A 23,266-nucleotide genomic window follows, 5' to 3' on the forward strand; every position below is an offset into this window, starting at 1 on the left:
TTAGTTTCCTTTCAAAAGATCAGGGATGGTATGTTCGGCATCGCCGATTGCTCGAGCGAGCGATACTTTAGCAAGGTTGTGGGAGTACAGGCTGCTGATGTAGTCCTGTTCCGCGGAGGCGAGGGTCTCGTGTGCCTGCACCACCTCGACTGAAGTGGTGACACCGGCTGCAAACCTGTCCTGCGATTGCTTCAACGTAGCGAGCGCGAGTTTGCGGTTGTCGATCGCGACAGTCACCTGCTTGGTCGCCGTTTCCATATCGAGATATGCGTTGCGCACGTCGAGTTCCACAACCTGTTGCTGGTCGGCAAGCTCCGCCTTGCGCTGCGCAACGGCGGCGTTCGCCTGCACCACATCGGCCTTCGCCTTGCCTCCCTGCCAGATTGGAATCGAAAGCGAAGCGACACCGGTGTAAACAGAGATACCCTGGTTTGGGTTCGTGCCCTCTATGCCGTAAGTACCACTTAAAGCAAAGGTTGGTAAATACTCCGACTTTGACGCTTTCACAGTTTGCTCTGCCGCGCGGAGTTGCGCTTTGGCGGCCTGTAAATCGGCGCGGTTTGCGACAGCCTGTTGCAGCGCATCTTCAAGCGATATCGGCGGCTGCGGTGTGTAAGGCAGCGTCTCGTCGATGATCACAGTCGCGCCCAACGGCAATCCCATGATGCGTTCCAATTGCATCTTCTGCTTCTCGTAGTCGGTTTGCCTTGACAAGAGACGTTGCTGTTCCGTCTCCAGCTGAATCAGAATCTTGTTTGTATCTACGGTGGACTTCGTCCCCACACTGTTCTGCGCGGCAGCCTGTTTGTAACTGGCTTGCGCATAGTCCACCTGTACGCGCTCCGACTCTACCTCAGCCATCGTCGCGAGCAGTTGCAAATAGGTGCCGGCAGTAGCGTACACAACCAACTCGCGGGCATCCTTGAAGTTCAACAGAGCAGCGTTTTCGGACGCTCTAGCACTGCGCAGATTATGCACCGCGGCGGGATCAAGCAGGTCTTCCGACACGGCAGCATGAGCGTCGTAATAGTGGACTGGACCGACAGCCGTGGGAAATGAGGCTCCCGCACCGCCGAAGGTGCTCGCGCTCAACCCTTCGGACTGGAGATCGAACCGATTCACGTTTTCGCTGATGCTCCCGGTGATGCTGGGCAGAAGTGCGCTTAGAGACGCAAGTCTCACACCGCGTGCTTGCTGCTGGGAGGCGCTAGCGCCGACCGTACCCAGATTTGTCTTTAAAGCACGTTGAATCGCATCATGGAGATTTAGGTGTACTGCGCCAGAGATCGTGTCCGGTACGCTCCCTATATAACTCCCTTGCACCTGTACGGTCGTGTTCAACACATCCACGCTACTGGAGCTTCCGCCTGGTGCCGTAGACTGTTGAGCGCTTACACTCGCTCCGCCCTGTGGTCTGCCCGAAAGCTGCTGCTGCTGTTGTGCCTTCGCCGGCGTTACCATAGGGGCCTGCTCTTGTGCGTGTGCGTCCCGCAAAATTAAGATCGCTATCGACGTTATGACTACCGCTTTCAAAGCTCGCATTTCATCTCCTTAATGCATGACCACTGCGCCCTGCTTGGGCTTCTTCATCAAGAAAACCAGCGGCACCATGCATAGCGATGCCACGCCCAGTATCACGACGATGTCGAGGTATGACAGCATCGAGGCCTGGTTCTGGAGCGTGTTGTAGAAATCTGCAAGTGCCTGCTGCTTGGCCTGATATATGCCGTAGCCGAGTTGCTGGTAGTGCTGCTGCAACTGCTGGATCTTCGCCAGGTAAAAGGGATTTGAGTTCTTGGCGTGGCTGCTCAGGTATACCTGGTGAACTTGTTGTTTGCGGGCAAGCATCGTTGTCACGAATGCGGTGCCGCACGAGCCGCCGACGTTGCGGGCGAGGTTCGTCATACCCGATACATCGTTCCCTTGCGCCTCTGTCGTGCCCGTATAGGACAGTGTGCTGACGGGTACAAAAAGAAACGAGATACCCAACATCTGTACAAATCGGATCTCCGATGCATATTGGAAACTCATCTGTAAGTCCATGTTCGTCAGGTAGAGGATCGTGCAGCCTGTAAGCGCGAAGCCGAATGCGGCCAGATACCGGTTATCCATCTTGCCGCCCAGGATGCCGACGAGCGGCATGGTAAGCACAGTGGCGATGCCTCCAAAAGACATGACAAAGCCGGCCGACTCCGCCGTGTAGCCCATCAAGTTCTGCAAGAGATTGGGCAGCAGGTTCGAAGTTGCATAGAGCGCCAGCCCAACAATGAACATCATCACGAAGGACACTGCAAAGGTGCGATTTTTAAAAAGCCGCAGGTCAAGGATGGGTCTTTGGTCGGTGCGGGCACGACGCAACTCCCAAACAATGAGCGCTGTTAGCGCAAAGAGACACACGACGGAAGCGCAGGTGATAAATGGTGAGTTGAACCAGTCATCTTCCTGTCCCTTATCGAGGACACACTCGAGTGCTCCAAAAGTGAGGGCCGTCAATCCGAAGCCGAGATAATCGAGCCGGAATCCGCCCTGTTTTGACTTCCTAACTTCCTCCTGAATGCGTGGAGGATCTTCGATCAATTTGTGCGTAAGTATCAGCGAGAGGATTGCGATGGGGATGTTGATAAAGAATATCCAGCGCCAGGAGTAGTGTTCTGTGATGAATCCACCCAGAGTCGGCCCGAGTACCGGAGCCAGCACCACCGCCAAGCCATAGACGGCGAATGCCATGCTTCGTTTCTCCTGCGGAAATGTGTCGGTGAGGATCGCTTGTTCGCATGGACCAAGACCGCCTCCGCCAGCTCCCTGCAGCACCCGGAAGAACAGCAGCAGCGGCAGCGAGGGAGCGAACCCGCACAATAGAGAGCTCACCCCAAACAGTGCCACACAGGTCATGTACAGTCTTTTGCGTCCAAAGAGTGTTGTGAGGTAGGCACTGATCGGCAGAACAACGGCGTTCGAGACTAAGTAACAATTGATGACCCAAGTCGACTCGTCATAGCTCGCCCCAAGTCCACCAGCGATATGAGGCAAGGCAACGTTCGCGATGGAGGTATCTAGAACCTCCATAAACGTGGCAAGCGTGACGGTCACAGCGATAACCCACGGATTGACCTTCGGTTTCCAGGCAGCCTCAGCCATCCTCGCTCCTTATAACCGAACGGATCGGTTCGGTTCTTTTAGGACGCAAAACGCATAATTGGGGATGCAAAGAAAATTGACTAATAATCGTGAGACCTTTTGCGTGTAGCTAGAGTCATAAGTTTATACCGAACTGGTCGGTTCGGTACGACTTGCCAAACTGATCCGGAACTTCACGGAGGAATCATGTTCAATATGAATGTTCAAATCTTCAGCGCAGCCATTCTGACCGCCACTCTTGGGTCGTGTCTCGCGTTCGCACAAACTGCGGCTCCCAACCCAGGGGGCGCTCTAACGGAAGCCTGGCACTCAGATTCAGTTGTCTATGTTGCAGGACTGGCTGATGTCAAACCCGGCAGCTCCGGTTCCCTCAGCTTGATGCAGAACACGGTAGTTTTCGCGAACAAGCACGCCCAGGGGTCCATTCCCATCGAGCGAATCACCGCGGTTTCTATCGGAGATGAGCGCGTGGCAACGGGTGGGTCTGCCGGCAAGGTAGCACGGGTGATTCCGATGGGAGTCGGACAAGCCATGGGTGCAGTGACAAGCAAAAATGTAGGCGTGTTGACGATCGAATATCTCGATCAAACCGGAGGGTATCACGGGGCTGTGTTTGAAGTTCCGAAGGTACAGGTTGCGCTTGCACAGCAGCAGTTCGTCGCTCACATCAGTCCGGCTTCCGCCGTTGAGTCGCCTTCATGTGGCGGTTCCGTGGTCCCGAATACGCTCCTCGTAGAGCCCATTGCCGCTTCGGGTGTAGAACTGCCGGCGGAATATCGCGCCTTGCTCTATGAGGAGCTAGTGGATCAACTGGGCATGTCGAATGGTGCCAGCACGGTCTACCGCGTTGGAGACGCCGCAGCAGGCTGTTCTGCCAGGAAATTACAGATCTCCGTTACAGCGTTCAAGAAGGGCAATGAAGCACTCCGGGCCTCCACAGGGCCGGTTGGCCTATTTATCGGCGCATCATCGGTAACGTTTCATATGACCCTTGTGGATAGCGCTGGGGCAACTCTCTTCGACAAGTCTGTGAAGGCGAGCAAGCATGGCGACGGAGACAGCCTGAGCGTCACCCGCAACCTTGCCAAAAACGTCTCCAAGTCTCTCGCGAAATCAAAGACTGCGGGCTTGAAACCGGCCGCTTAGCGCTAAGCACATTTACTAACAGCCGTTCTCTTTGGAACGCTGCATACTTGCCGGTCAAGTAGACGACACAAGAAGGAGTTCATCTCATGTCAACCATCGATGTTCATTCTCATGTTCTACCCGACATTTACTTAAATGCGCTTCAGAAAGCCGGCATTACAAACATAGACGGTTTTTCTACGCCCGACTGGAGCGTTGAAGACCATCTCAAGATGATGGATAGTCACAAGATTCAGGCGTGTGTTCTGTCCTTATCATCTCCGGGATTAGAATTTGCGGAGCCCGGCCTTGCGGCCGAGCTTGCCCGAACCATAAATATCCTATTTTCGGAAATCATTTGCGACAACCCAGCTCGATTCGGTGCGTTCGCGTTGCTCCCCCTTCCGAACGTCGAAGCCGCGCTCCAAGAGATCGACTATGCCTTGGATGTGTTGAAGCTAGATGGTGTAGGACTCTTCACGAATTACGGAGGCGTATATCTTGGTGACCCGCGATTTGCGCCGGTACTCGATGAACTGCACAGACGGCGGGCCGTCGCATTCGTGCATCCGACGACGCCTGCAGGTTCCGACCGTTTGACGTTAGGCTATCCGGCACCGATGCTCGAATATCCTTTCGACACGACGCGTATGGCCGTCAGTCTGTTGGACACAGATACGATCGAGCGCTGCAGCCATGTCCGCTTTATTTTCTCTCATGGTGGAGGCGCACTGCCTCTGCTTGTACCGCGGATTGGCCCACTTATGGTCGCTAAGAACGGAGGCAACAAGCTCTCTGCCCTTATCAATATCATGCGGGTTGAAAGGCAAGTAAAATCCTGTTTCTTCGACCTTACAGCCGCAACCAGCCCAGCCTATCTCGCAGCGCTCAAAGAAACGCATGACCCTTCCAGGCTCTTGATGGGATTCGATTTCCCATTCATGCCGCCGGTTTCAATCGGCAGGGCCAAGGATGGCGTGAGTGATTTCGAAGGTTTCTCTGAACAGGAGAAGTCTGCCATCGATCAGACAAACGCAGAGAAACTCTTTCCTCGCCTGATAAAAGCGATCGAGCAGGCGTCCCGCTCCGCAGCAGATCGCTAGCCGTCATACCAATTTTCACACAACTCAAACACGCAAAGGAGAACTCTATGTTGAAACAGTCTTTATTACTCGTCCTTCTGTTGACGCCAGCCGTGCCCGCGACTCAAGCACAATCTACTGGCGGCGATCAATTGACTGTCAAGGTTACTGGCCTCCGCAGTTCCAACGGTAAAGTCCGCATTGAACTTTTCAACTCGGCGAAAGGCTTTCCGAAAGAGGACGCGAATGCGCTTCAGTCGGTCTGGATAGACGCTTCACAGGCGCAGCAAGGCACGATACAGACTACATTCAAGGATCTTCCGTCTGGCGACTATGCCGTCCTTACATTTCACGATGAGAATGGGAACGGCATTCTGGATCGGGGAGCGTTTGGGAGACCCAAAGAGGGCTTCGCTGTCTCGAATAACGCAACCGGGCATCCTCCGAGTTTTGACGCAAGCAAATTCTCGCTGACCGCTTCAGAGCAGTCAGTCTCATTGACGCTGCACTATTAACGCAGGAACACAAGTCAATTTGCACTCAAAAAGCTTGAGCCGCATGATGGGAAGCCATCGAGTCTAGTTTTACGGGGGGAGCGGTAGAAATGCCATTCCCTCGCTACCTCTTTAGCTGCTTGAATTGCTCTTGATGGAATCGTTCATACGAACCCCACACAGTATACGAAGCTTGGCTGAGTCGGAGGAATGACCATGGAGTCAACTATTAGGCGTCACCGCATGTTCAGTGCTGATTTGCTCTTTCTGTTGGAACAATGGATAGCTTTACTACTTGGTATCAGCTGTCTCGTGGTGTTCGCGTGGACAGCCTTAGATCGATACAGTGCGTTTTACGTTTGGCATTTACTCCATTTCAACACAACAACACTTGTTTCAATTGGTTGGCTTTTGACGATCGCCATCGGACTCATTGGAGTCGCACTAATGCGATTCGCATTCTATAAACAAGGCGAACCGGAGCTTGATGAAAAGTCTTCGGGTGAGAGAGGTGAAATGACGTCTGGCAATTCAGCAGAAAACTCAACAGCTGCGCCGATTGCTACAACGAAGCGGGATCGGTGAAAAAGAGCAGCGCTGGGTACCAAAAAGCTCTATTGCGCCCCAGGGGAAAACGGCTATCTTCGGATAGGACGGAATTGGTATCCATAAACGCTCTTGTCGCCAGCTTGGAAGTACTGACAAGCTGGCACGGGGATAGACCAATCCTCAAATCGCGTCATACGCGTCGGAATATTCGGCACCGTCGTTCAGGATGACGGTAGGCTGCCGCTGTCCTCCAGGGGTGCGTTGCTTGCGGCGACCGCATCAAAGAAGGAGAGCGCCGCATAATGGAACGCGCGAAGCTACCTTGAGCAAATCATGTACCGCCGCAGCAACTACCTGTCGTACACAAAATTTAGTGCCGAGGTAACGAATGAACCACCGAGGCATGACTGCTCTGATCACAGGCGCTTCGGCTGGTTTAGGCGAGGCGTTTGCACTACAACTGGCTAAACAAGGCGCAGACCTTGTTCTGGTAGCCCGTTCTAGAAACAAGCTGAACCTACTGGCGGAGACGTTGCGTGGGGAAGCTAATGGGCAGGTCACCGTCTTAGCCGCTGATCTTTCATCGGCCGATGCAGTCGACAATCTGATCGCCGAAGTCATACTCCGTGATCTCAAAATAGATATCTTGGTGAACAACGCCGGACTTGGGGTTTTTGAAGACTTCCTCGCCACGACCTTTGCTCAGCAGGTACAGCAAGTCGATTTGAATGTACGCGCTCTAGTTGCGCTCACTCATGCCTTTGCTCCCGGAATGGTGGAAAGGCGCTGCGGCGGAGTCATCAACATCGCTTCGACCGCCGCCTTTCAACCGCTGGCTGGTGCAAGTGTGTATGCAGCGTCCAAGGCTTTCGTTCTCTCGTTCACTGAGGCGCTCTCTCTGGAACTTGAGAAGACCGGCGTGACAATCACTGCAGCCTGTCCCGGACCCGTTGCGACACACTTCTTTGCCAAGATGAATCCCACACTGAACGCAAAACAAATGGACCAGCCCACGCCGGTCGTTCGTGACATCCTGCGCGGATTCGAGCGGGGGGAGAGGGTGGTCTATCCCGGCAAGCTGGCGAACCGCCTCGGTACTTGGGGTGCCAGGTTCCTTCCGCGGAACATGATCTTGCGCCTTGCCCTCAAGACGACCAGCAAGCTCAACCAAAGCTAGTATTTTCAGGAGACAAGATGACGCAAACGAAGAGTGCAGTCGATAAAGTCAAAATTGGCAGTACGGCGGTGGGCGCACTCGCGGTGGGGGCGGTTGCTTTTGAAGCAATGGCTATCGGTGTACTCGCTTTGGGTACCATGACCGTGAGGCGCTTGGGAGTGATGGAAGCACGCATCGAGAACCTCTCGATCGGTACGTTGACCGTGGATCATCTGGACGTTCGGGTCCAGTAAATTGACGAAAGATCAGCACTTCTGGATAACTAAGGATAAACGCGCTTCTCGGGAGTTGATCTTTTCACTGACAGCTGACTTGTCAGGACTGAGGCAGAAGCAACGGACCGTTACATGGTGGATGGCGGTTTAGCCAGTATCGAAAGAAAACAGCCCTGCATAATTCCTGTTGGGCTTGAGAACTCTGACGGAACGGAATGTGTGAGGCACCAACCTCAAATTCGTCCATTCACGCCTGTCAAATGGCTGCGTGACAAGAGGCGTGCCTTGAGGATTGGCCCTGCACTCGACTATCATCTCAAAAACCTGCAACTCTCCGTCAAAGCCATGGAGAGCTTTTGGCCGAATGACTGACTGAAAGTTTCCCCAGAAGGCATGAACGCGTTATGACGATTTGGCCTCATGGTAGTGCCGAGATGGCCGAAGGTATCCCCGCGCAGCACTGGTCAGTGCTGCTAAAACTCAGTGATTTGATCATCGAGATGAACGATCCAGACGATCTGGGCTACGGGGCATCTGAAATCCTAGGACGCGCGTTGAGTGTGAGCCGTGTTGGATACTCAGCCATCGATCCAGACAAGGAAACGCTTCACACCTCGAAAGATTGGTGTGCGCCGGGAGTCTTGTCGTTCGCCGGGATGCTTCAGCTTCGCGACTATACTCCCTTCATTGAAAGCCTCAGGCGCGGCGAGTTCATAGCGATCAATGATGTGCGAGAGGACGAACGAACCGCCGTGGCTGCGGCATCCCTGGAGAGTGCGAGCGCGCGTTCGCTCGTCAATGTTCCGGTGATCGAGCTAGGGCGTCTTAGGGCGGTGATGTACGTCAATCATGCCAAACAACGCATTTGGTCGAAAGATGAATTGTTATTAATCCAAGAGGTGGCTCGTCGCACGCGAACGGCTATGGGGCGCCTAGCGGCGGAAGCCAAGATACGCGCCAGCGAAGAGCAACTACGTGCCGAGCGAGGCCGTCTGCTTGATCTTTTTCGTCAAGCGCCCGTATTCATGACTGTTCTAAGTGGGCCAGAACACACCTTTGAGATGACGAACCGGCTCTACGATGAACTGATTGGAAACCGAGATGCGGTCGGCAAGCCGGTTCGCGAAGCAATACCCGAAGCTGTCGATCAGGGGTTCATTGGCCTACTTGACCAGGTCTATCAGAGCGGTGAAGTGTTCCGTGCAAACGGAATATCAATCGACCTCGCTCGAACGAAAGGCGAGCACCTGGAACGCCGTTATATCGATTTCGTGTACCAGCCGATCAAGAAAATTGACGGGAGCACTACCGGCATCATCGCCGTCGGAGTCGATGTCACAGGCCGCAAGACAACCGAGAATGCGCTACAGCAACAGCAGGAGCGTTTCAGCTTTGCCACCACGGCGGCGGGTGTCGGGTACTGGTTTTGCGACTTACCGTTTGCCGAGCTCATTTGGGACAACTGTGTTAAAGAACACTTTTGGTTGGCGTCCGACACGCGCGTCACAATCGAGACCTTCTATGCGGTTATCCATCCAGACGACCGCGAGTCGACGCGACAGGCTATCGAAACTTCAATTGCGTGCAAGACGACCTACGATACGGTGTACCGAACTGTGGCGCCGGACGGAAAACTCAAGTGGATCAGGGCCATCGGACGAACTGGCTACGGCGAGGACGGGGATCCGATCCGCTTCGACGGCATCACGATTGACATTACACATCAGAGGCAGTCGGAGGAAGCGCTACTCAGAAATGAGAAGCTGGCGGTCGTTGGTCGCATGGCGGCAAGCATCTCACATGAGATCAACAATCCGCTTGAGTCGGTGACGAACCTTCTCTATCTGATACGCACCCATGCTGAAGCCAGTGACAGCCTGTCAGGGTACGCGGAACAGGCAGAGGAGGAACTTGCCCGCGTTTCTCAGATCGTGACGCATACCTTGCAATTCAACCGGGAGAGTACCGCACCCCAAGAACAAAACCTCTCGACTCTGATGGAGTCTGCGGTAGCCATTTACAGTGCCCGACTTACGCAATCAGGGGTTCGATTGGTACGTGACTACCGAGAGCAACAAACGGTTTTCTGCATGCAATCCGAAATCCGACAGGTGCTATCGAATCTGATCGGGAACGCCTATGACGCTTCGAAAAGAGGAGGAACGCTGACCCTTCGCACACGAGATTCCTTCAATTGGCAGACAAGCAAGAAGTGTGTCCGAGTGACGATTGCGGATACAGGACATGGTATGGATATGAAGACGCGCTCGCGGATATTCGACCCGTTCTTTACCACGAAGGGACTCAACGGAACGGGCCTGGGACTTTGGGTGAGCGCTGAAATTCTGAATAGGCATAAGGCCAGCATTCGCGTGAAGAGTCGGCGGCTTGAAGAGTTCGGGGGAACGGTCTTCTCGCTCTCGTTTCCATGTAGCCCGCACCAATAGCGGCTGCACGAGATTGGTAGCGATAAACGCTGTTCTCGTCACTGAAGCGCCGCAGGCAGTAAAGGAGAAGGTGCAGGAGGGGGAACGTCTCCTGCCGCCCGCAGCGCAGGCGTCTGGAAGCAGAACAAATGGGGCTGCCGATTGGCAGCCCCATCCGGCAGAACGGACTTCAAGCCGCTTTCTTAGCCTTGGTCACCGCCTTCGGAGGTTTCTTCGACTTCTCTTTCGCGGCGAACTCCTGCTTAACCTTGAGCGCGATGGCGTCCGTGTCCACCTTGTACAGGGTCGCCGCTTCCTGGAGCACCTGAGCCGGGTTCTGCCGGGTACTCATATAGAGAATGGTGGTTTCGACCAATACGCTCCCCAACACGCTCTCTTCGGCACGACGGAGATAGGCCGCAAAGAGTTTACCGAGAGAGTCGGTGTCCTTGGCCTTCTTTATGCCGTACCTGCGGGCGATGATAGACAGACGGTTGTCGTCCAACACGGAAGCCAGCCGCTCGGCAACGAAGAGCAAGTCGCGTTTCATCAACCGCACCGGGACAGCTTCGGCGATGGCAGCAAGAGTGCGGATGCCTGTGGTGTTGGCAATCGCAATCTCCCTGCGCTGGCGCTCCTCCTGCGCCTTTGCTTTCGGGTCGTCCGCAACCTTCTGCGAACGCGGCTTGGGCGCCAGAGCCGTGATCCGCCTAACGCCAACACTCCTTCTACACTCAGGATCTGAATGCTTATAAGGTGCTGTCGAGGGTGCTGAAAACTTGGCATACGCGGTTTGAATGCTCATTACCATCTTCGATCGCCATCGATGCTCATTTACCGGAAGCCTGGTTGGGTGCAGGCTTATTGAGAGAACGGTGAGACGTCGAGCGGCTGCAGGTGCACTGATGCGGCGCGGAGGCGCTGTAACTGAAAACGGTGATGCACTAGGTGAACGGATAAGAAGTTAAGCACTGCTTGCATACTCATCCACCCACCTACCGGATGATGGAAGAGCGCCATGCCATGAGGGCCGGCGAGGAGCCGATCGACATTTTGGGCAAGTTTGGCACGGACCTCTAGCCATTCCGCCGTGAGGATCGGCAGTTGGACATCTATGCCGGGAGGACAACGCTGGCGGTGGAGGGAACCTTAACTTTGCGGTCGGAGCGGAAAAGGCCCTCGAGGAACCGGGTGCGCAGGTGGTCTATCGGCCGATACGGTGCAGTTGATGCTCGTTGCTGTAGGTCACGAGGAGGATTTCGCGTTCGGTGCGGATGAGGTGGTCCACCATCTGGAGGGCTGACCATTCGTTGGAAGTGGGGCGGAAGGCGAGCCGCTCGGATGCCCAATGGCTGAGCTCGTCGATGAGCTCGCGCTTCTGCTGTTCGATCATAGCGAAGTTAGCCATGGGAAGTTGGGTACAGCATACCTCAGGAGATATGGCTCACGTGGTACGCTTTTGACCCGACGAAAACGGGGGAGAGGTATGTGGCGGCGGCTCCGAAGGAGAACTTTGGCCTAAAGATCGGTAGGCTTCAATTTGATCCCCTTTGCTGAAATCGCTCCGGGCCATGAAAAGGTACAGGTCTCACTATGTTCAGTGACATCCTCCCCACCGGGTTCCACTGAGCAATCACTGCAGGCGTCCGTGTCGGTTCAATCGATGCGAGCCGCAGATTACTGGCAAGGGGATCGCGTAAATGAGATGTGCAATCTGTGACGTTGGACGAAATGCGAGAAGAATTGCTTGAACGCTTCCTATGCGGGTGAAGAGGAGACCGAGATGCGCTCTCCCTCGTCGGAAGTGAAGAGAATAGGGCACAATCTGATGAAAGTTCGGTTAAGCCGCACTCGTCCTGTCTATTGCACTGTCAATATCATTGGTTGCATGTGGACTAATCCTGTTGTGGTCGCGGCGGTCACCTGAACCGTGTAGTTGCCAGCTGTCGCTCCTGCGTTGGTGGCCGTCCCGATCGTCTGGTTGACTCCTGCTCCACATCCTGCGATAAGAAGCGTGAAGGCTGCCATGACAAAGGCTGCGCCGAACCTGCCCAATCTCCTGTGGAAAAATAGAAGGATGCCGGAGATCGGAAGGAGGAGATAGGCAGTTGAAGTCGTGGAGGAGACTACTGTAATTGTCATGCTGCCGGTAGCTGCAGCGGTGGGGTTCAGCGTGGCGGGCGAAAAGCTGCAGGCGGCACTGGCAGGAAGACCGGAGCAGCTGAGTTTCAGTTGCTGGTTGAATCCGTTTTGCGGGGCGATGGTAAAGCCAATCTGTCCGGAGGCTCCCGGTGCCAAAGTCATTGCACTTTGACTCAGCTGCAGCGAAAAGTCCTGTGGAGCCGGTGGTGGCGGTGCCGAAGCAGCCACGCTAATCGTTAGCGGAGCTGAGACAGATGCAGCGTCGTTGGCATCTCCGCTGTAGTTCGCGACGATGGTTTGAGCGCCTGCGTTGAGGGTAGTGGTGATGCTGGCAAGTCCATGAGAGAGCGACACGGCGCCGAGTGTGTCGGTGGCGTCGCTGAATGTGACAGTTCCGGTCGCGGACGGGGTCGAGGTGTTTACTGTCGCGGTGAGGGTGAGAGTTTGACCTGCAGTGAGTTGAGTCGAGGACGCGTTGAGGATTGTGGTGGTGCTCGAGGCGGCTGGTGGTTGAGGCACAACGGGCGGAGTAACGGGAGGCTCTGTCACGGCTACGGTCAGGATGGAAGAGGTTGAGGCTGCGTAAGTCGCTTCGCCGTTGTAAACAGCTACGATGCTATGAACTCCGACGGCAAGATTGGAGTCAATGAAAGTAGCGGCTCCATTTGCAAGGGGTACGGAGGCCAGGGTGGTCGCGCCGTCACTTAGGATCACCGTGCCGGCAGGCGTGCCGGTTGCGGAACTGACGGATAGGGAAAGGGCAAGATTTTGTTGTGTCGTGATCTGAGTGCTCGAGGCTGTAAGCGTCGTCATCGTGGCGGCTGGTGCGGCTTGGGCTACGGTCACAATCACTGTGTTTGAACTGGAGGTCGCGTCATTCGAATCGCCGTTATAATCCGCGATGATGGTGTGAGAGCCGGCGCTGAGAGCTGAGGTGCTGAATACGGCTTTGCCGCTGGAAAGAACTGCGCTCCCGATGGTGCTGCTTCCATCTTTGAAGGACACGATTCCTGTCGGTGTACCTGAGCCTGAGACGATTGCGCTGAGAACAACGCTTTGGCCGGCTGTGGGCAGCGAAGGTCTTGCAGAGAGCACGGTTGTAGTGCTCAGAGGCGCAGGCTGCGTCAGCGTGACAGTCACAGGGCTCGACGTGGAGACAGCGTCGCCGGGGTCTCCGCCATAGACCGCAGTGATAATGTGAGAGCCAACGCTAAGAGCTGACGTGCTAAAGATGGCTCTGCTGCCGGAGAGCGTCGCGCTACCGATTGTGCTGCCTCCATCTTTGAAGGCCACGATTCCCGTCGGCGAACCTGAGCCCGCGACGACAGCCGTAAGAGTTACCGTCTGTCCAGTGGTTAGCGTCGTTGTGGATGCCGTAAGCGTGGTCGTTGTAACTGCTGGAGGCGCTGCAGCGGGAGTAAAGGCAAAGAGAGTAGCCGAGTAGCCCGCGAAGCTGTACGTGATCGTTCCATTGTCGATAGAGGCATTGGCTCCCGAGACAATCTGTTGCAGATTTGCGCCGGAGTAGCTGTGGACAGAGGCAGTAGCCGGTAGAGGAACGCCGGTAAGGGCGACCGTTGTGCTGATCGCTGCGCCCGTCTTGTTCAAGATGAGAATGGTTACGACGCTATCTGACGTTCGTTGCGCGGCGTAGACCGAAAGCTGGCTCTGATCGGAGCTGGCCGCATCGACCCAGGTGTCTCCGTACTGTTCCCCGTTGCCGTCATAGTTGCGATACATCCTGAAGGCGTAGGCGATTGGATCAGCCGGAGCCGGAGCGCTCCACATATTCGCAAAGCCGAGCTGTTCGCGTCCAAAGATTCCCAGAACATCCATCTCGGCTATCGCATCGACGATCGACTTCCTTCCACTGTCGATGGAGTACTCCGATAAGGCGATCTTGGTGCCGGGGTAGTACTGGCTGACCCATCCCTTAAACCGCGGCAGCAACTGCATGGGGCCGTTGAAGACATACTGTTCTACCCACGTGCCTCCGTTGAAGGTTGGATCCCAAAGAGTCCGTGTGGAAGCAAGCTGTGCGGTGGCGGACGACACGTCGAAATAATAATGCTCGTCAAAATAGTCGAGGATGCGGCTACCGTTCGTCGCCTGATACGCGGCCATCTGCTGAAGATAGTATTGGCCCGCCAGAAGGCCACCCTGTTTGGTGGTATCGCCAACCCAGCCGCCTAAGGTGAAGTCAGAAGGCCCGAGAACCATGGCCGATGGGTCGACCTGTTTGATCGCCGCGGCATACTGCTCGCCTAGTTGTGTAATGGTGGGATAGTCCGCCCCACTGGGCAGAACATCCCGATGGGTGTTGCCCCATCCTAAAGGTTCATTATCCAGTTGATAGAAGGCGACTCCGCCCTGAGCTGCAGGTCCGAAGGTTCCCACCAGGTGTTGTAGCCAGCCTTTCTGTAGGCCGGTTGAGTTGTCGATATGGTTGGCGTAGATATTGTTATCAATTAGCTGAGTTCCATTGGACGCGATGCTGTTGCCGCAGTTATCGCCATTTGGATGAACATAGGGATTGGTCGATTGTTGCGCGCCGTAGACAGAGACCGGGAAGCTGCAGCTCCACGCTGCGGATTTATTGACGAACGGAATAATAGGTATCGTGATCAGCGCATTCGCCGGCTCATACGTCCGAATCATTTGATCGGCGGAGCCGCCTGGCGTGGTGTTGGTGGTCCCACTGCCGCCCATGAAGTACCAATCGAATCCCGCATTGCTCGAGTCAACCTGCCAGTTGTAACGAGTAGTGCCGTCTCCGCCCCAACGAATATTCGGCACTGCGATCTCTTTCGCATACGTCGCATCCAGACCGTAGTTTGCGATGCCATACACTTGCGCGCTGATCGGATGTCTTCCACTGGCGATGTCGATCGATACTGTGGGAGCAGGCCCAGCTTGTCCTACCGCTGTTGCGGACGCAGCAACGCATGCGACTAGTAGTTGAATGCATCGGGTGTCGACGTCGAATCGCATGGGGAGGCGTCTCACAATCGAGCGAAGATGGTCTGCTTTGTCAGCCTAGACGGCCCAGCACACCCCATGTATACAACCTAAGTTGCAGAAAATTTATGTGGTGACCATGCCTTTCAAGCGGCTCGTCTAATAATGCTTCGGCTTGGCTCCAGTCTCTCGATCAGGAGATGGGATTTCGCCGGTCCAATAAGGAGATTTTATGTGTAATCGGTGGCATAGAGAGGGGTCTGTATCATTTGCTCTAATGAGTTGCATGACGCTGCCAAATAAGGCGGATGAGTCATCATTCGGTCCTGGTCAGTCCGCCGGTTGCGCCAACAACTTACAAATTTTGCAGTGTGTTGTTGAATTCCGAACGCTTACGATCGGGAAATCGTTTCTGGGAGTCTATCTCGGTAAAGCAATCCCAGGCGCCGCCTATGGAGCCGCAGGATCACTATTGGTTATGGTCATTTGGGTCTATTACTCTGCGCAAATCTTCCTCTTTGGAGCGGAATTTACCCACGTCCATGCCTTGTGGACGCGAGGGATATCGACTCAAATGAACCAAAATTCCACGAAAAACGGTAGTATTGCACACCAACTCAATAGCTAGAGCAGGACTTCTGCTACCGGCTTAGGTTCTCGAAAGAAAAGCGCCGTCCGTCTGTCTGTATCCTCGAAAGAACCGGATTCAATCGCAATGCCAAGCGGTAGGACGTAAGGTTAGCCTTATCCGAATCGCTTTGAGCCAAGCAATGAGTTATAAAACATCACTAATCAGACCGAGTCTGAAATTCTCTCTTCATCTGCAAGTAGTACTGCACCGTCTAGTTCAACGGTGCTTGTTGAACCGGCCTTAGGTTGGAGCAGCTTATCTTTCACGTGCTCAAGCACTTCAGGTAGCGTGAAGAATACTGGGTGCCCGTTCGACGTCTTTAATCGACGCTGTGTCTTCTCAAGATCGCCCGCAAATTGCCATAGACAAATGATGATGTTGATCTCCGGAAATTTGGCCCGAAGTTTGTGATACAAGGTTCGGGTGTGTTCGATGGCAAAGGGCGGTAGAGCCGAGATACAGACGACCACAGGATCAAGATCAGCCACTGCGGAGAGCATCTCAGCAACAGGCCCGGTGGGGATGCTCTGACTGACGAGCCCTGCTCGATCCAGCGACTGACAGAGGAGCATTCCCACGACCTCATCCGCCTCATCCCGTGCCGGGATGCACGCGATGCGGCTCTCGGCATCCGATCCTAATAGCTGTCGGTTAGTCGCTTCAACGGGTGCGGATTCCCCAAGCTCTTCAATGAGCTCTCGGGTGCTCTGCATGATGAATGCTAAAGTTGCATCGTCTAGCTCGTTGCGATGGCGGTCCTGTTCGACCAGGCTAAGAGCAGGTATCAGGACTTCAGTGTACAGATCGTCGAGGTGCTTAGTTTCAAGGTATTGCTCCAAGACTTGTCTAGCCTCGGCCTGATCAGAGGCGAGTAACCGCTGATAGTAAAGTCCGCTTTTTGAGATTTCGGGTTCATCTCCCAGAAGAGTGTCTAGGAAGCTGAGACTGGGAACATATCGCCCCATAACGACCAGCGAAACAGTCAAGGGTGTCGCCAGGATTAGGCCGGGAAAGCCCCATATTAGCGTCCAAAAGACGGCTGCAACAAGGATAGCTAGACTAGACAGACCGACCTGGGCGCCATAGAGCAGAGGTTCCACGAAGTTGGCAACAACCAGTTCTAAAGCTAAAAAAAATGCGGTGGTACCGAAGCAATGTTTCCACCCCGGGAAGACCGCAAGTGACAACAAAATCGGTACCGCTGCAGAAGCGGGAGCTCCAATGTAGGGCAAAAAGCGAAGGATCGCTGCTAAGAGGCCCCAGAGCCAAGCTTCAGGAATTCCGATGAAGTAAAGGCCAATTCCCACCACCAGTCCAAAGATTGCATTCACCATCGATTGCAGAAGCAGATAACGCTGAATACGTCTGGTGGCTTCATCCAGTGCCTGTGTCATTACATGGAGTCGGCCTCCACTCGAAAGGTGAATGAACCTGTTACGCAGATCCTCACGCCCGATCAATACGAAGATTGTGAAGATGACAACCAGGCCCGCTGAACCCATGGATTCTACGGCGCTTTCAAGGAAAGCAAAGGTATGAGATTCGGGAACGACTTCAACCGCTAGGGGCCTCTGAAGGGAAGCGCCAGGGAGCGGCTTCTTGCCGCGATCTTGCTGCGTCGACTCGTTTTGCGGCTTAAGATCCTTTTCCAGATCTCCAAGAGCGTCGGAAACCTTGCTGAAATTCGAACCTCGGAGAGCCCCCACAGCATGGATCTTCTGCTCGAGCGTTGCCTTATACGTCGGCAGCTGAAGTGTCAGATCGGTAACTTCCATGGATAGTTTCCACGCAAATGCAAAAGCTAATAGACACAAACCGGTAGCGATGATGAGAACCGCGCCTATCCTCGGGATGCGGAGTTTTCCCAGAAGTGTCATCAAGGGGGCTAAGAGCAAAGAAAGAAGGAAGGCCAGCGCGAGCGGGATGAATACGCTCTTACCAAAGTAAAGGGCAGCAACAATAACGACAAGGGTAACGATCCGAAGCAGCTGCGCCGTCTCGGTCAGATTCGATTTTCGGTTCATTTGTTCATCTCACGGACCATCGAAGCGAGATTCACTGTTCCTTCGCTGAACAGGTAGACGGGAAGGGCGATGTTTTCGGATCGGTGCCTTTTGCAACGGAACCGAATAGCAAACGTGACTGAGTCTCCAATCGGATAGGGGTACTTGAACGCATGGGGGCCTGGTTGCCAAATCCATGGCCCCCGCGGTAGGCGTCTACAGATTTCGGGCTCTTCCGCCAGTGACAAGTCTCACCAGCAAAGTAAGAATCACAGCTCCAACGATGGCAACAATGATCGTATAAATCAGTCCACCTTGATCAGCAAAACCAAGCGTGCGCATGATAAAACCGCCGACAATTGCTCCAACGATGCCGACGACGATATCCATTAGGGGACCAAAACCGCTCCCCTTCATAAGCTTCCCCGTGAGAAAGCCTGCAATCAGACCGACAATAATCCACCAGATAATAAACATTAGGTAACCTTTCTATTCTTCGGAGGAGATGAGTACGAAGGGACGGCTGAGTCTACCAAGCCCCCCCCCGGGACGCTATATTACTTTTTGGTTATCGTTGATTTGTCATGCGCCGTTTTCGAGGCTTCGTGCGCTTTGCGGGAATGGTCATGTGCCTGGTTCGAGTGCTCCGCCGCAGTCGGGTCATTCTTTGCGTGCTTGTCCGCAGCCGTGTGACGCGCCTTTGCTGCGTTCTCGTGGTGTTCTGCTGCTTTCTTATGTGCTTCGTGTGCCATGATCGATTTCCTTATCTGAGCCGAACTCAGGTTACTGGTGCGCTTAGGTTGACCTGATGGTTTCGTTTCAGACGGCAAAAGTTCGCCTTCAGGCAGTCCTTGGTTGGTCCAAACGGCTTGGTACAAAGTGTATGATGCCGAACACTTATCGGCAAATGAAGAATTAGAATGAATTTTTTAGGGAGTATCCTGATAGCGTGACAGTGCGAGATACTGTCCGGAGCATTCGTAGGCGGTGTTCTTGATGAAGAGCGTCCACCTGCTAACAATCAGGCTAGTGAAATGGCCTGAGATAGCGAAAGTCAAACCTCTTCTAAGGAACTCATGGCAAGGGAAGTAACGAATAGGCTCCTAGAATCTCTGAACCGCAAAACTCGCCAAATGGTTATTGCCAGGTCCAGCCTTGTCGATTTGTCCGTTCGGCAAACCCTTTCAGACGCAGGCGGGCCTCCAAAACTAGCCTATTTTCTTCTCTCCGGCTTTGCGTCGGAAGTGGTCCAACTTGCCGACGGGGAGTTCGTAGAAATAGGGCTGGTGGGAAACGAGGGGCTGACCGGCAGTTACTATCTTTTGGGACCATCGTCATCGCTCCATCGCTGTTTCATCCAAACCACGGGGACAGCGTATGAGATTCCGTTCTCTGAGTTAGAAAATCTCTTCGCAGCTTCTCCGGATCTGAGAAGTGGTGTCCTGAAATACGTACAACATCAGATTGCGCACTTGGCGCAAACAGCAGCTTGCAATCGAGTGCATGACGCGGCTCCGCGCTTTGCCCGTTGGCTCCTAACTATCCAAGACCGGAGTCGAGCGGCGGAGTTCTCTCTTACTCAGGACTTTCTCGCACAGATGCTAGGGATTGGAAGGCCAACCTTGAATATCGTCGCCAGGTCTTTTGAAAAGGCCGGATTGGTAGGCCATCGCCGCGGAACGGTTCAGATCCTTAACCGAACTGGTCTCCGAGCTATCGCTTGTCTGTGCTACGAAACCACGCGGCAGGTGTTGGTCAAGCTTTACGCATAAAGACGCCGTAGTAGTAGCCACGGCTGAGTAGTATGCGATGTTGATTTGAATGTGACCGGGGCAGACGGGGCTTGAGCTGAATTCAATGTCTCCATTGTGGCTCACCAAGCTATTGGCAATCCGGATCGCCAGAATTGTTCTGCTCTGGCGCAAATTCCGTCGAAGCGATAAAGGGTCTTTGCCGGCCAGGCGCCATACATAGAATCGCTAATTGATCTGCGCTTAGTTCTAATTGGTCGCAGCAAACATCGACTCCTGGGGACTCATAGGCATTCCTTGCAAACGACAAAATCGAATCACAATCCGTAGGCCTGATCTTAGCGAGGCCCAACGCAGTTTGAAGGGCCGAGATGTTGGGTTGTATGGCTACCACTGGATCGCCTTTAGCCCGCTCCGCTATGGGCAAGCTCGCCATGCGAAGGTGTCCTTCGTCCGTAGTCCTGAATGTGAGGGCATAGAGCATGCAAAATGTTAGCATCAGAGGCATCCACCGCCAGTTTTCTCGGAAGCCTCAAATTCATGAGGAATCCGGTACTGTTTGTCTATACAGATTTATGGGGTCGCACGTCAATTGCTAGCAGAAAAAGCGAAGGCCTGCACACCAAGTCGCATGCAAGCCTTCGATAGCCGATAGCAGAGAAAACGTCATTGTGGCAAAAGTTTAATAAGTTGCTTTAGTCTTTTCCCGGTCGATCAGAACGTCATCCGCAGTTCGCGTGGCGCCGGGCCGATCCGTTCCTAAGTGATGTAAAGCGGCCTGCTCTGGGCTTTCATTTGCAGACGCAACGGTGTGGCTGCTGACGCTCTTTTCCCCTGACGATGCGACGTCTTCACCGCCGGCAGCCTTGAGAATATCCTTGGCACGGGATACTTCATCAGAGCTGTCACAATGAACCGATAGCAAAATGCCACCGTCATTGACACGCCCTTCGTAGCGTTTGGCCTCGTATTCCGGGATGCCCATGCCAACGAGTGCACCGACTAAACCCCCTACTGCCCCGCCGATGCCAAGCCCCGCCAGTGAGGCCATGATCGGACCTGCGGCAATAAGAGGACCGACTCCAGGAATTGCCAACGCTCCGATGCCTGCCAGCAAACCGAGCGTGCCTCCAACCACGCCACCGACTCCGACGCCAGTCGCAGTTCCTTCAGGGGCCTTCGTGTTCTTCTCAGTCGCGAAGTCTTTGGATCCCTCTTTGTCAGACATCAAGACTGAAACATCATCGTTAGAAAAACCGGCGGTTGTTAGCTGATCGACTGCTAATTCCGCGGCCTTACGAGTAGAGAATATTGCGAATGCTGCTGTATTCTTTCCTGCCATGGTAGTTCTCCTTGAATCAGATAGAGAGTGATTGAAACCGTAGTTTCAATTTCTGTTATTGTTTGACCGTTAACTGATTTGTCACTTTGTCCTGACCAACGATAGCCGCTGTCTTGGAGGCGATATTCTGCCTCTCCTCTTCGGATTTGACAGGCCCCTTTAACGTTACGGCTCCATCCTGAGTGATGATCTTCACGTTGTGCGCATATGTCGAAAGCGATTTGTCCGCCATGATTGATTGACGGATTTTCTTGCTTGTAAGGCGGTCTGCTGTGTTTTCTTTTTGCTGGTCCGCGGTCGTTTGTCGCGCTTTGTTCCTCGCTGAGTTGTCTGCAGCAGGAGAAGCGGCAGGTTGTGCCTGGTCTTGAGCAGGTAGTGCAACAGGCAGAAAGCACAGCGCCATGAGCACACAACAGGTCATAGCCGATTTCCGTAGGTTTTGAAGCTTTGTTGACATATGTGTCTCCCTTAATAAGCACTGCGAATCGCCTGAGTTATGTCGCGCGAATTGCATTGGTGAACAGTTCGGGGGTATGCCTTCGGATCAATACCTGCAGCGTCACCGCCCCTTACAAAATGTATGATGCCGAACACTTCTTCGCGCGCGAGCGAATCTGAATTTATTTTTGGTACTCCAGGTACGTTTTCGTTTCCTGCGTAGGCACTGCTGATGCCGAAAGGCGCTAAAACACGAGTTTCCTACGCAGGGCCTTCCCGCAGAAGTCAGTCAGGACTGTACGAAATAATGCGGCAAACACAGCAATTAGGACGCAAGAATCCGAGAGCAGGTCACTCGGTCTATCAAACTGCAAAAAGCCTGGCAGATATGGACCAGACTTCCCAGATGATTGCACACGGACGGAACGCCTACGGAATCGCCTTGTCACTTCTGCAGGCTTTTCATTCTGATGCAACAATCTGTTCTCGCCAGTCATTCGACGGAAACGAAGATCTGTTTAGATCGCTATCACGGTTCCAATGACCGTCCACATCATTTACGAAAGATGTTTGGTCCCCCAGGCACCTCTCGTGGGTCGAATGGAGGCATGGCCGAGGAGCAGCTGAATTTGCTTTGGTGCCCCTTCTGCTTCCGGCAGAGTTTCGCGCGAGTCTGTCGCAGGTCGTACGGCGCGAGTTTGCTCAGTTCTGGGCCCTTGCGTAGCGCATCACCAGGCGCTAGACCGCCATGGCTTCCGTGATCTTTATTCAGACCACATCGCCCTTGTTGATGAGCCTGAAGCTCAGACCGGTCCAGAACCCTGCCGCAGCCAAACATAGTCGATCCGATGCTTTACCCCCTGCTAAACCACGGTCCGTATCCGATTTCCCTTGTCAGTCGGGTCGGGAAACTTCCGAGATGATCAGCCTCTGAAATGCAACACTCTCGACGCTAAAGTCACCATCAGAAAAGAGCGTCTGCTTCACTCTTTCAGTCATCAGAATAGGGTGTAAGAAAAGAACAAAGAGGTAAAGGAATATGCCATTAGAAAGCGATACCCAACCATCCGTTTCAAAAATTGAGAAGATGCCAGCGTGTCATGAACGACTGGAGCTTGCGCTAAGGTTTTTGGCGGCAGCTGGAGAGTGTGTGAACTCAGTAGGCCCTGGCAGAACGAGCTCGAGCCGTTCAGACCTTCTTTGGACGTACAACGCCATGGTGAATCATAGTGATCGGTGCCATAAGTGCACAGAAGTCTGAGCTGATTGATATAAATCATTGCATTGACTTATGGACTCGCATTCAGACGAACCAAAGATAAATACCTTAAGGTAGTCGGACCTGTAAATGAGACACCCTCGTCGCCTGCTATCCATCTAAGTTCGGGCGTACTGGCGGAGGCCGCCCATAGCAGGTGCCTTAGAGCAGTGTTTTGAGAATCTGATCAGGACGGCAGAAGCAGCTTAGGCAGGGGATGTGTCTCGATGTGTAGAACGAACTCAGACCGAAGCAAAAAGCTTGGCTTGAGTAAGGATTGGCCCAGGCTACCCGAACAAGCTCAGTAAAGAAGCGATCCCTGATGTTTTTGACTGGCGGTATTTGGGGTGCTAAATAGGGTGCCGAAAACTTCAGGTTATGTGATTTCCAGTGCTTTTGAGTCGTTACGATCGCCATCGATGCTCATGAATTCAATAAGTTACAAACGTTGAGTTATATGGCATGGAAGAGTCATCGATTCGATCCCAATCAAGTCCACAGATAAACGATATAGATTGGTAAGTTTATCGACATCGT

Annotated in this window: 18 protein-coding genes; 8 read left to right on the forward strand and 10 right to left on the reverse strand. The window is 53.8% G+C overall.

Going from position 1 to position 23,266, the window contains the following annotated elements; translation table 11 throughout:
* Together RBB75_RS06210 and RBB75_RS06215 are read right to left on the reverse strand one after the other, a co-directional pair.
* Positions 1-1,461: a TolC family protein gene (locus tag RBB75_RS06210; protein ID WP_353069903.1), complete on the reverse strand. Its 1,461-nt coding sequence runs from the start codon at positions 1,459-1,461 to the stop codon at positions 1-3.
* 90 nt (positions 1,462-1,551) lie between these two features.
* Positions 1,552-3,138: a DHA2 family efflux MFS transporter permease subunit gene (locus tag RBB75_RS06215; protein ID WP_353069904.1), complete on the reverse strand. Its 1,587-nt coding sequence runs from the start codon at positions 3,136-3,138 to the stop codon at positions 1,552-1,554.
* A gap of 186 nt (positions 3,139-3,324) precedes the next feature.
* Here RBB75_RS06215 and RBB75_RS06220 point away from each other — a divergent pair, with 186 nt between their 5' ends.
* From RBB75_RS06220 to RBB75_RS06250, 7 genes are all read left to right on the forward strand, one after another.
* Complete coding sequence (locus RBB75_RS06220) at positions 3,325-4,284, forward strand: hypothetical protein (RefSeq protein ID WP_353069905.1); 960 nt, start codon at positions 3,325-3,327, stop codon at positions 4,282-4,284.
* Positions 4,285-4,370: 86 nt separating this feature from the next.
* Positions 4,371-5,366, forward strand: coding sequence for an amidohydrolase family protein (locus RBB75_RS06225; protein ID WP_353069906.1), 996 nt, complete (start codon positions 4,371-4,373; stop codon positions 5,364-5,366).
* Between the two features lie 47 nt (positions 5,367-5,413).
* Positions 5,414-5,860 carry a DUF2141 domain-containing protein gene (locus tag RBB75_RS06230; protein ID WP_353069907.1) on the forward strand — a complete coding sequence of 149 codons (447 nt, stop codon included), beginning with the start codon at positions 5,414-5,416 and terminating at the stop codon, positions 5,858-5,860.
* Between the two features lie 222 nt (positions 5,861-6,082).
* On the forward strand, positions 6,083-6,424 hold the full coding sequence (locus RBB75_RS06235; RefSeq protein WP_353069908.1) for a hypothetical protein: 342 nt from the start codon (positions 6,083-6,085) through the stop codon (positions 6,422-6,424).
* A gap of 367 nt (positions 6,425-6,791) precedes the next feature.
* Positions 6,792-7,565 (forward strand): SDR family NAD(P)-dependent oxidoreductase, encoded by a 774-nt coding sequence (locus RBB75_RS06240; protein ID WP_353069909.1) that lies wholly within the window; start codon positions 6,792-6,794, stop codon positions 7,563-7,565.
* Positions 7,566-7,582: 17 nt separating this feature from the next.
* The gene (locus RBB75_RS06245) at positions 7,583-7,798 is read left to right on the forward strand and encodes a hypothetical protein (protein WP_353069910.1); all 216 of its coding nucleotides are present in this window, start codon (positions 7,583-7,585) and stop codon (positions 7,796-7,798) included.
* A 416-nt stretch (positions 7,799-8,214) separates the two neighbouring features.
* A complete protein-coding gene (locus RBB75_RS06250) occupies positions 8,215-10,227 on the forward strand; it encodes an ATP-binding protein (protein WP_353069911.1) in 2,013 nt (670 codons plus the stop codon).
* Positions 10,228-10,396: 169 nt separating this feature from the next.
* On the opposite strand, the gene RBB75_RS06255 is transcribed toward RBB75_RS06250, so the two are convergent.
* The 6 genes from RBB75_RS06255 to RBB75_RS06285 all read right to left on the reverse strand — a co-directional run bounded on the left by RBB75_RS06255 (position 10,397) and on the right by RBB75_RS06285 (position 18,692).
* Entirely contained in the window at positions 10,397-11,011 is a 615-nt protein-coding gene (locus tag RBB75_RS06255) for a hypothetical protein (protein ID WP_353069912.1), read from the reverse strand.
* Positions 11,012-11,410: 399 nt separating this feature from the next.
* Positions 11,411-11,599 (reverse strand): hypothetical protein, encoded by a 189-nt coding sequence (locus tag RBB75_RS06260; protein WP_353069913.1) that lies wholly within the window; start codon positions 11,597-11,599, stop codon positions 11,411-11,413.
* 467 nt (positions 11,600-12,066) lie between these two features.
* Positions 12,067-15,339, reverse strand: coding sequence for an Ig-like domain repeat protein (locus tag RBB75_RS06265; RefSeq protein ID WP_353069914.1), 3,273 nt, complete (start codon positions 15,337-15,339; stop codon positions 12,067-12,069).
* Positions 15,340-16,098: 759 nt separating this feature from the next.
* Entirely contained in the window at positions 16,099-17,961 is a 1,863-nt protein-coding gene (locus RBB75_RS06275) for an AI-2E family transporter (protein ID WP_353069916.1), read from the reverse strand.
* 195 nt (positions 17,962-18,156) lie between these two features.
* Positions 18,157-18,417: a GlsB/YeaQ/YmgE family stress response membrane protein gene (locus RBB75_RS06280; RefSeq protein WP_179640053.1), complete on the reverse strand. Its 261-nt coding sequence runs from the start codon at positions 18,415-18,417 to the stop codon at positions 18,157-18,159.
* A gap of 80 nt (positions 18,418-18,497) precedes the next feature.
* Complete coding sequence (locus tag RBB75_RS06285) at positions 18,498-18,692, reverse strand: hypothetical protein (RefSeq protein ID WP_353069917.1); 195 nt, start codon at positions 18,690-18,692, stop codon at positions 18,498-18,500.
* Between the two features lie 381 nt (positions 18,693-19,073).
* Between RBB75_RS06285 and RBB75_RS06290 the strand changes: the two genes are divergently transcribed.
* Positions 19,074-19,712 carry a Crp/Fnr family transcriptional regulator gene (locus RBB75_RS06290; protein WP_353070361.1) on the forward strand — a complete coding sequence of 213 codons (639 nt, stop codon included), beginning with the start codon at positions 19,074-19,076 and terminating at the stop codon, positions 19,710-19,712.
* A gap of 661 nt (positions 19,713-20,373) precedes the next feature.
* On the opposite strand, the gene RBB75_RS06295 is transcribed toward RBB75_RS06290, so the two are convergent.
* Positions 20,374-21,033 (reverse strand): general stress protein, encoded by a 660-nt coding sequence (locus RBB75_RS06295; protein WP_257031258.1) that lies wholly within the window; start codon positions 21,031-21,033, stop codon positions 20,374-20,376.
* 55 nt (positions 21,034-21,088) lie between these two features.
* Positions 21,089-21,490 (reverse strand): BON domain-containing protein, encoded by a 402-nt coding sequence (locus RBB75_RS06300; RefSeq protein WP_218884847.1) that lies wholly within the window; start codon positions 21,488-21,490, stop codon positions 21,089-21,091.
* Between the last annotated feature and the right edge of the window lie 1,776 nt (positions 21,491-23,266).

It is taken from the genome of Tunturibacter empetritectus (assembly GCF_040358985.1).
In the GTDB taxonomy this organism is placed as follows: domain Bacteria; phylum Acidobacteriota; class Terriglobia; order Terriglobales; family Acidobacteriaceae; genus Edaphobacter; species Edaphobacter empetritectus.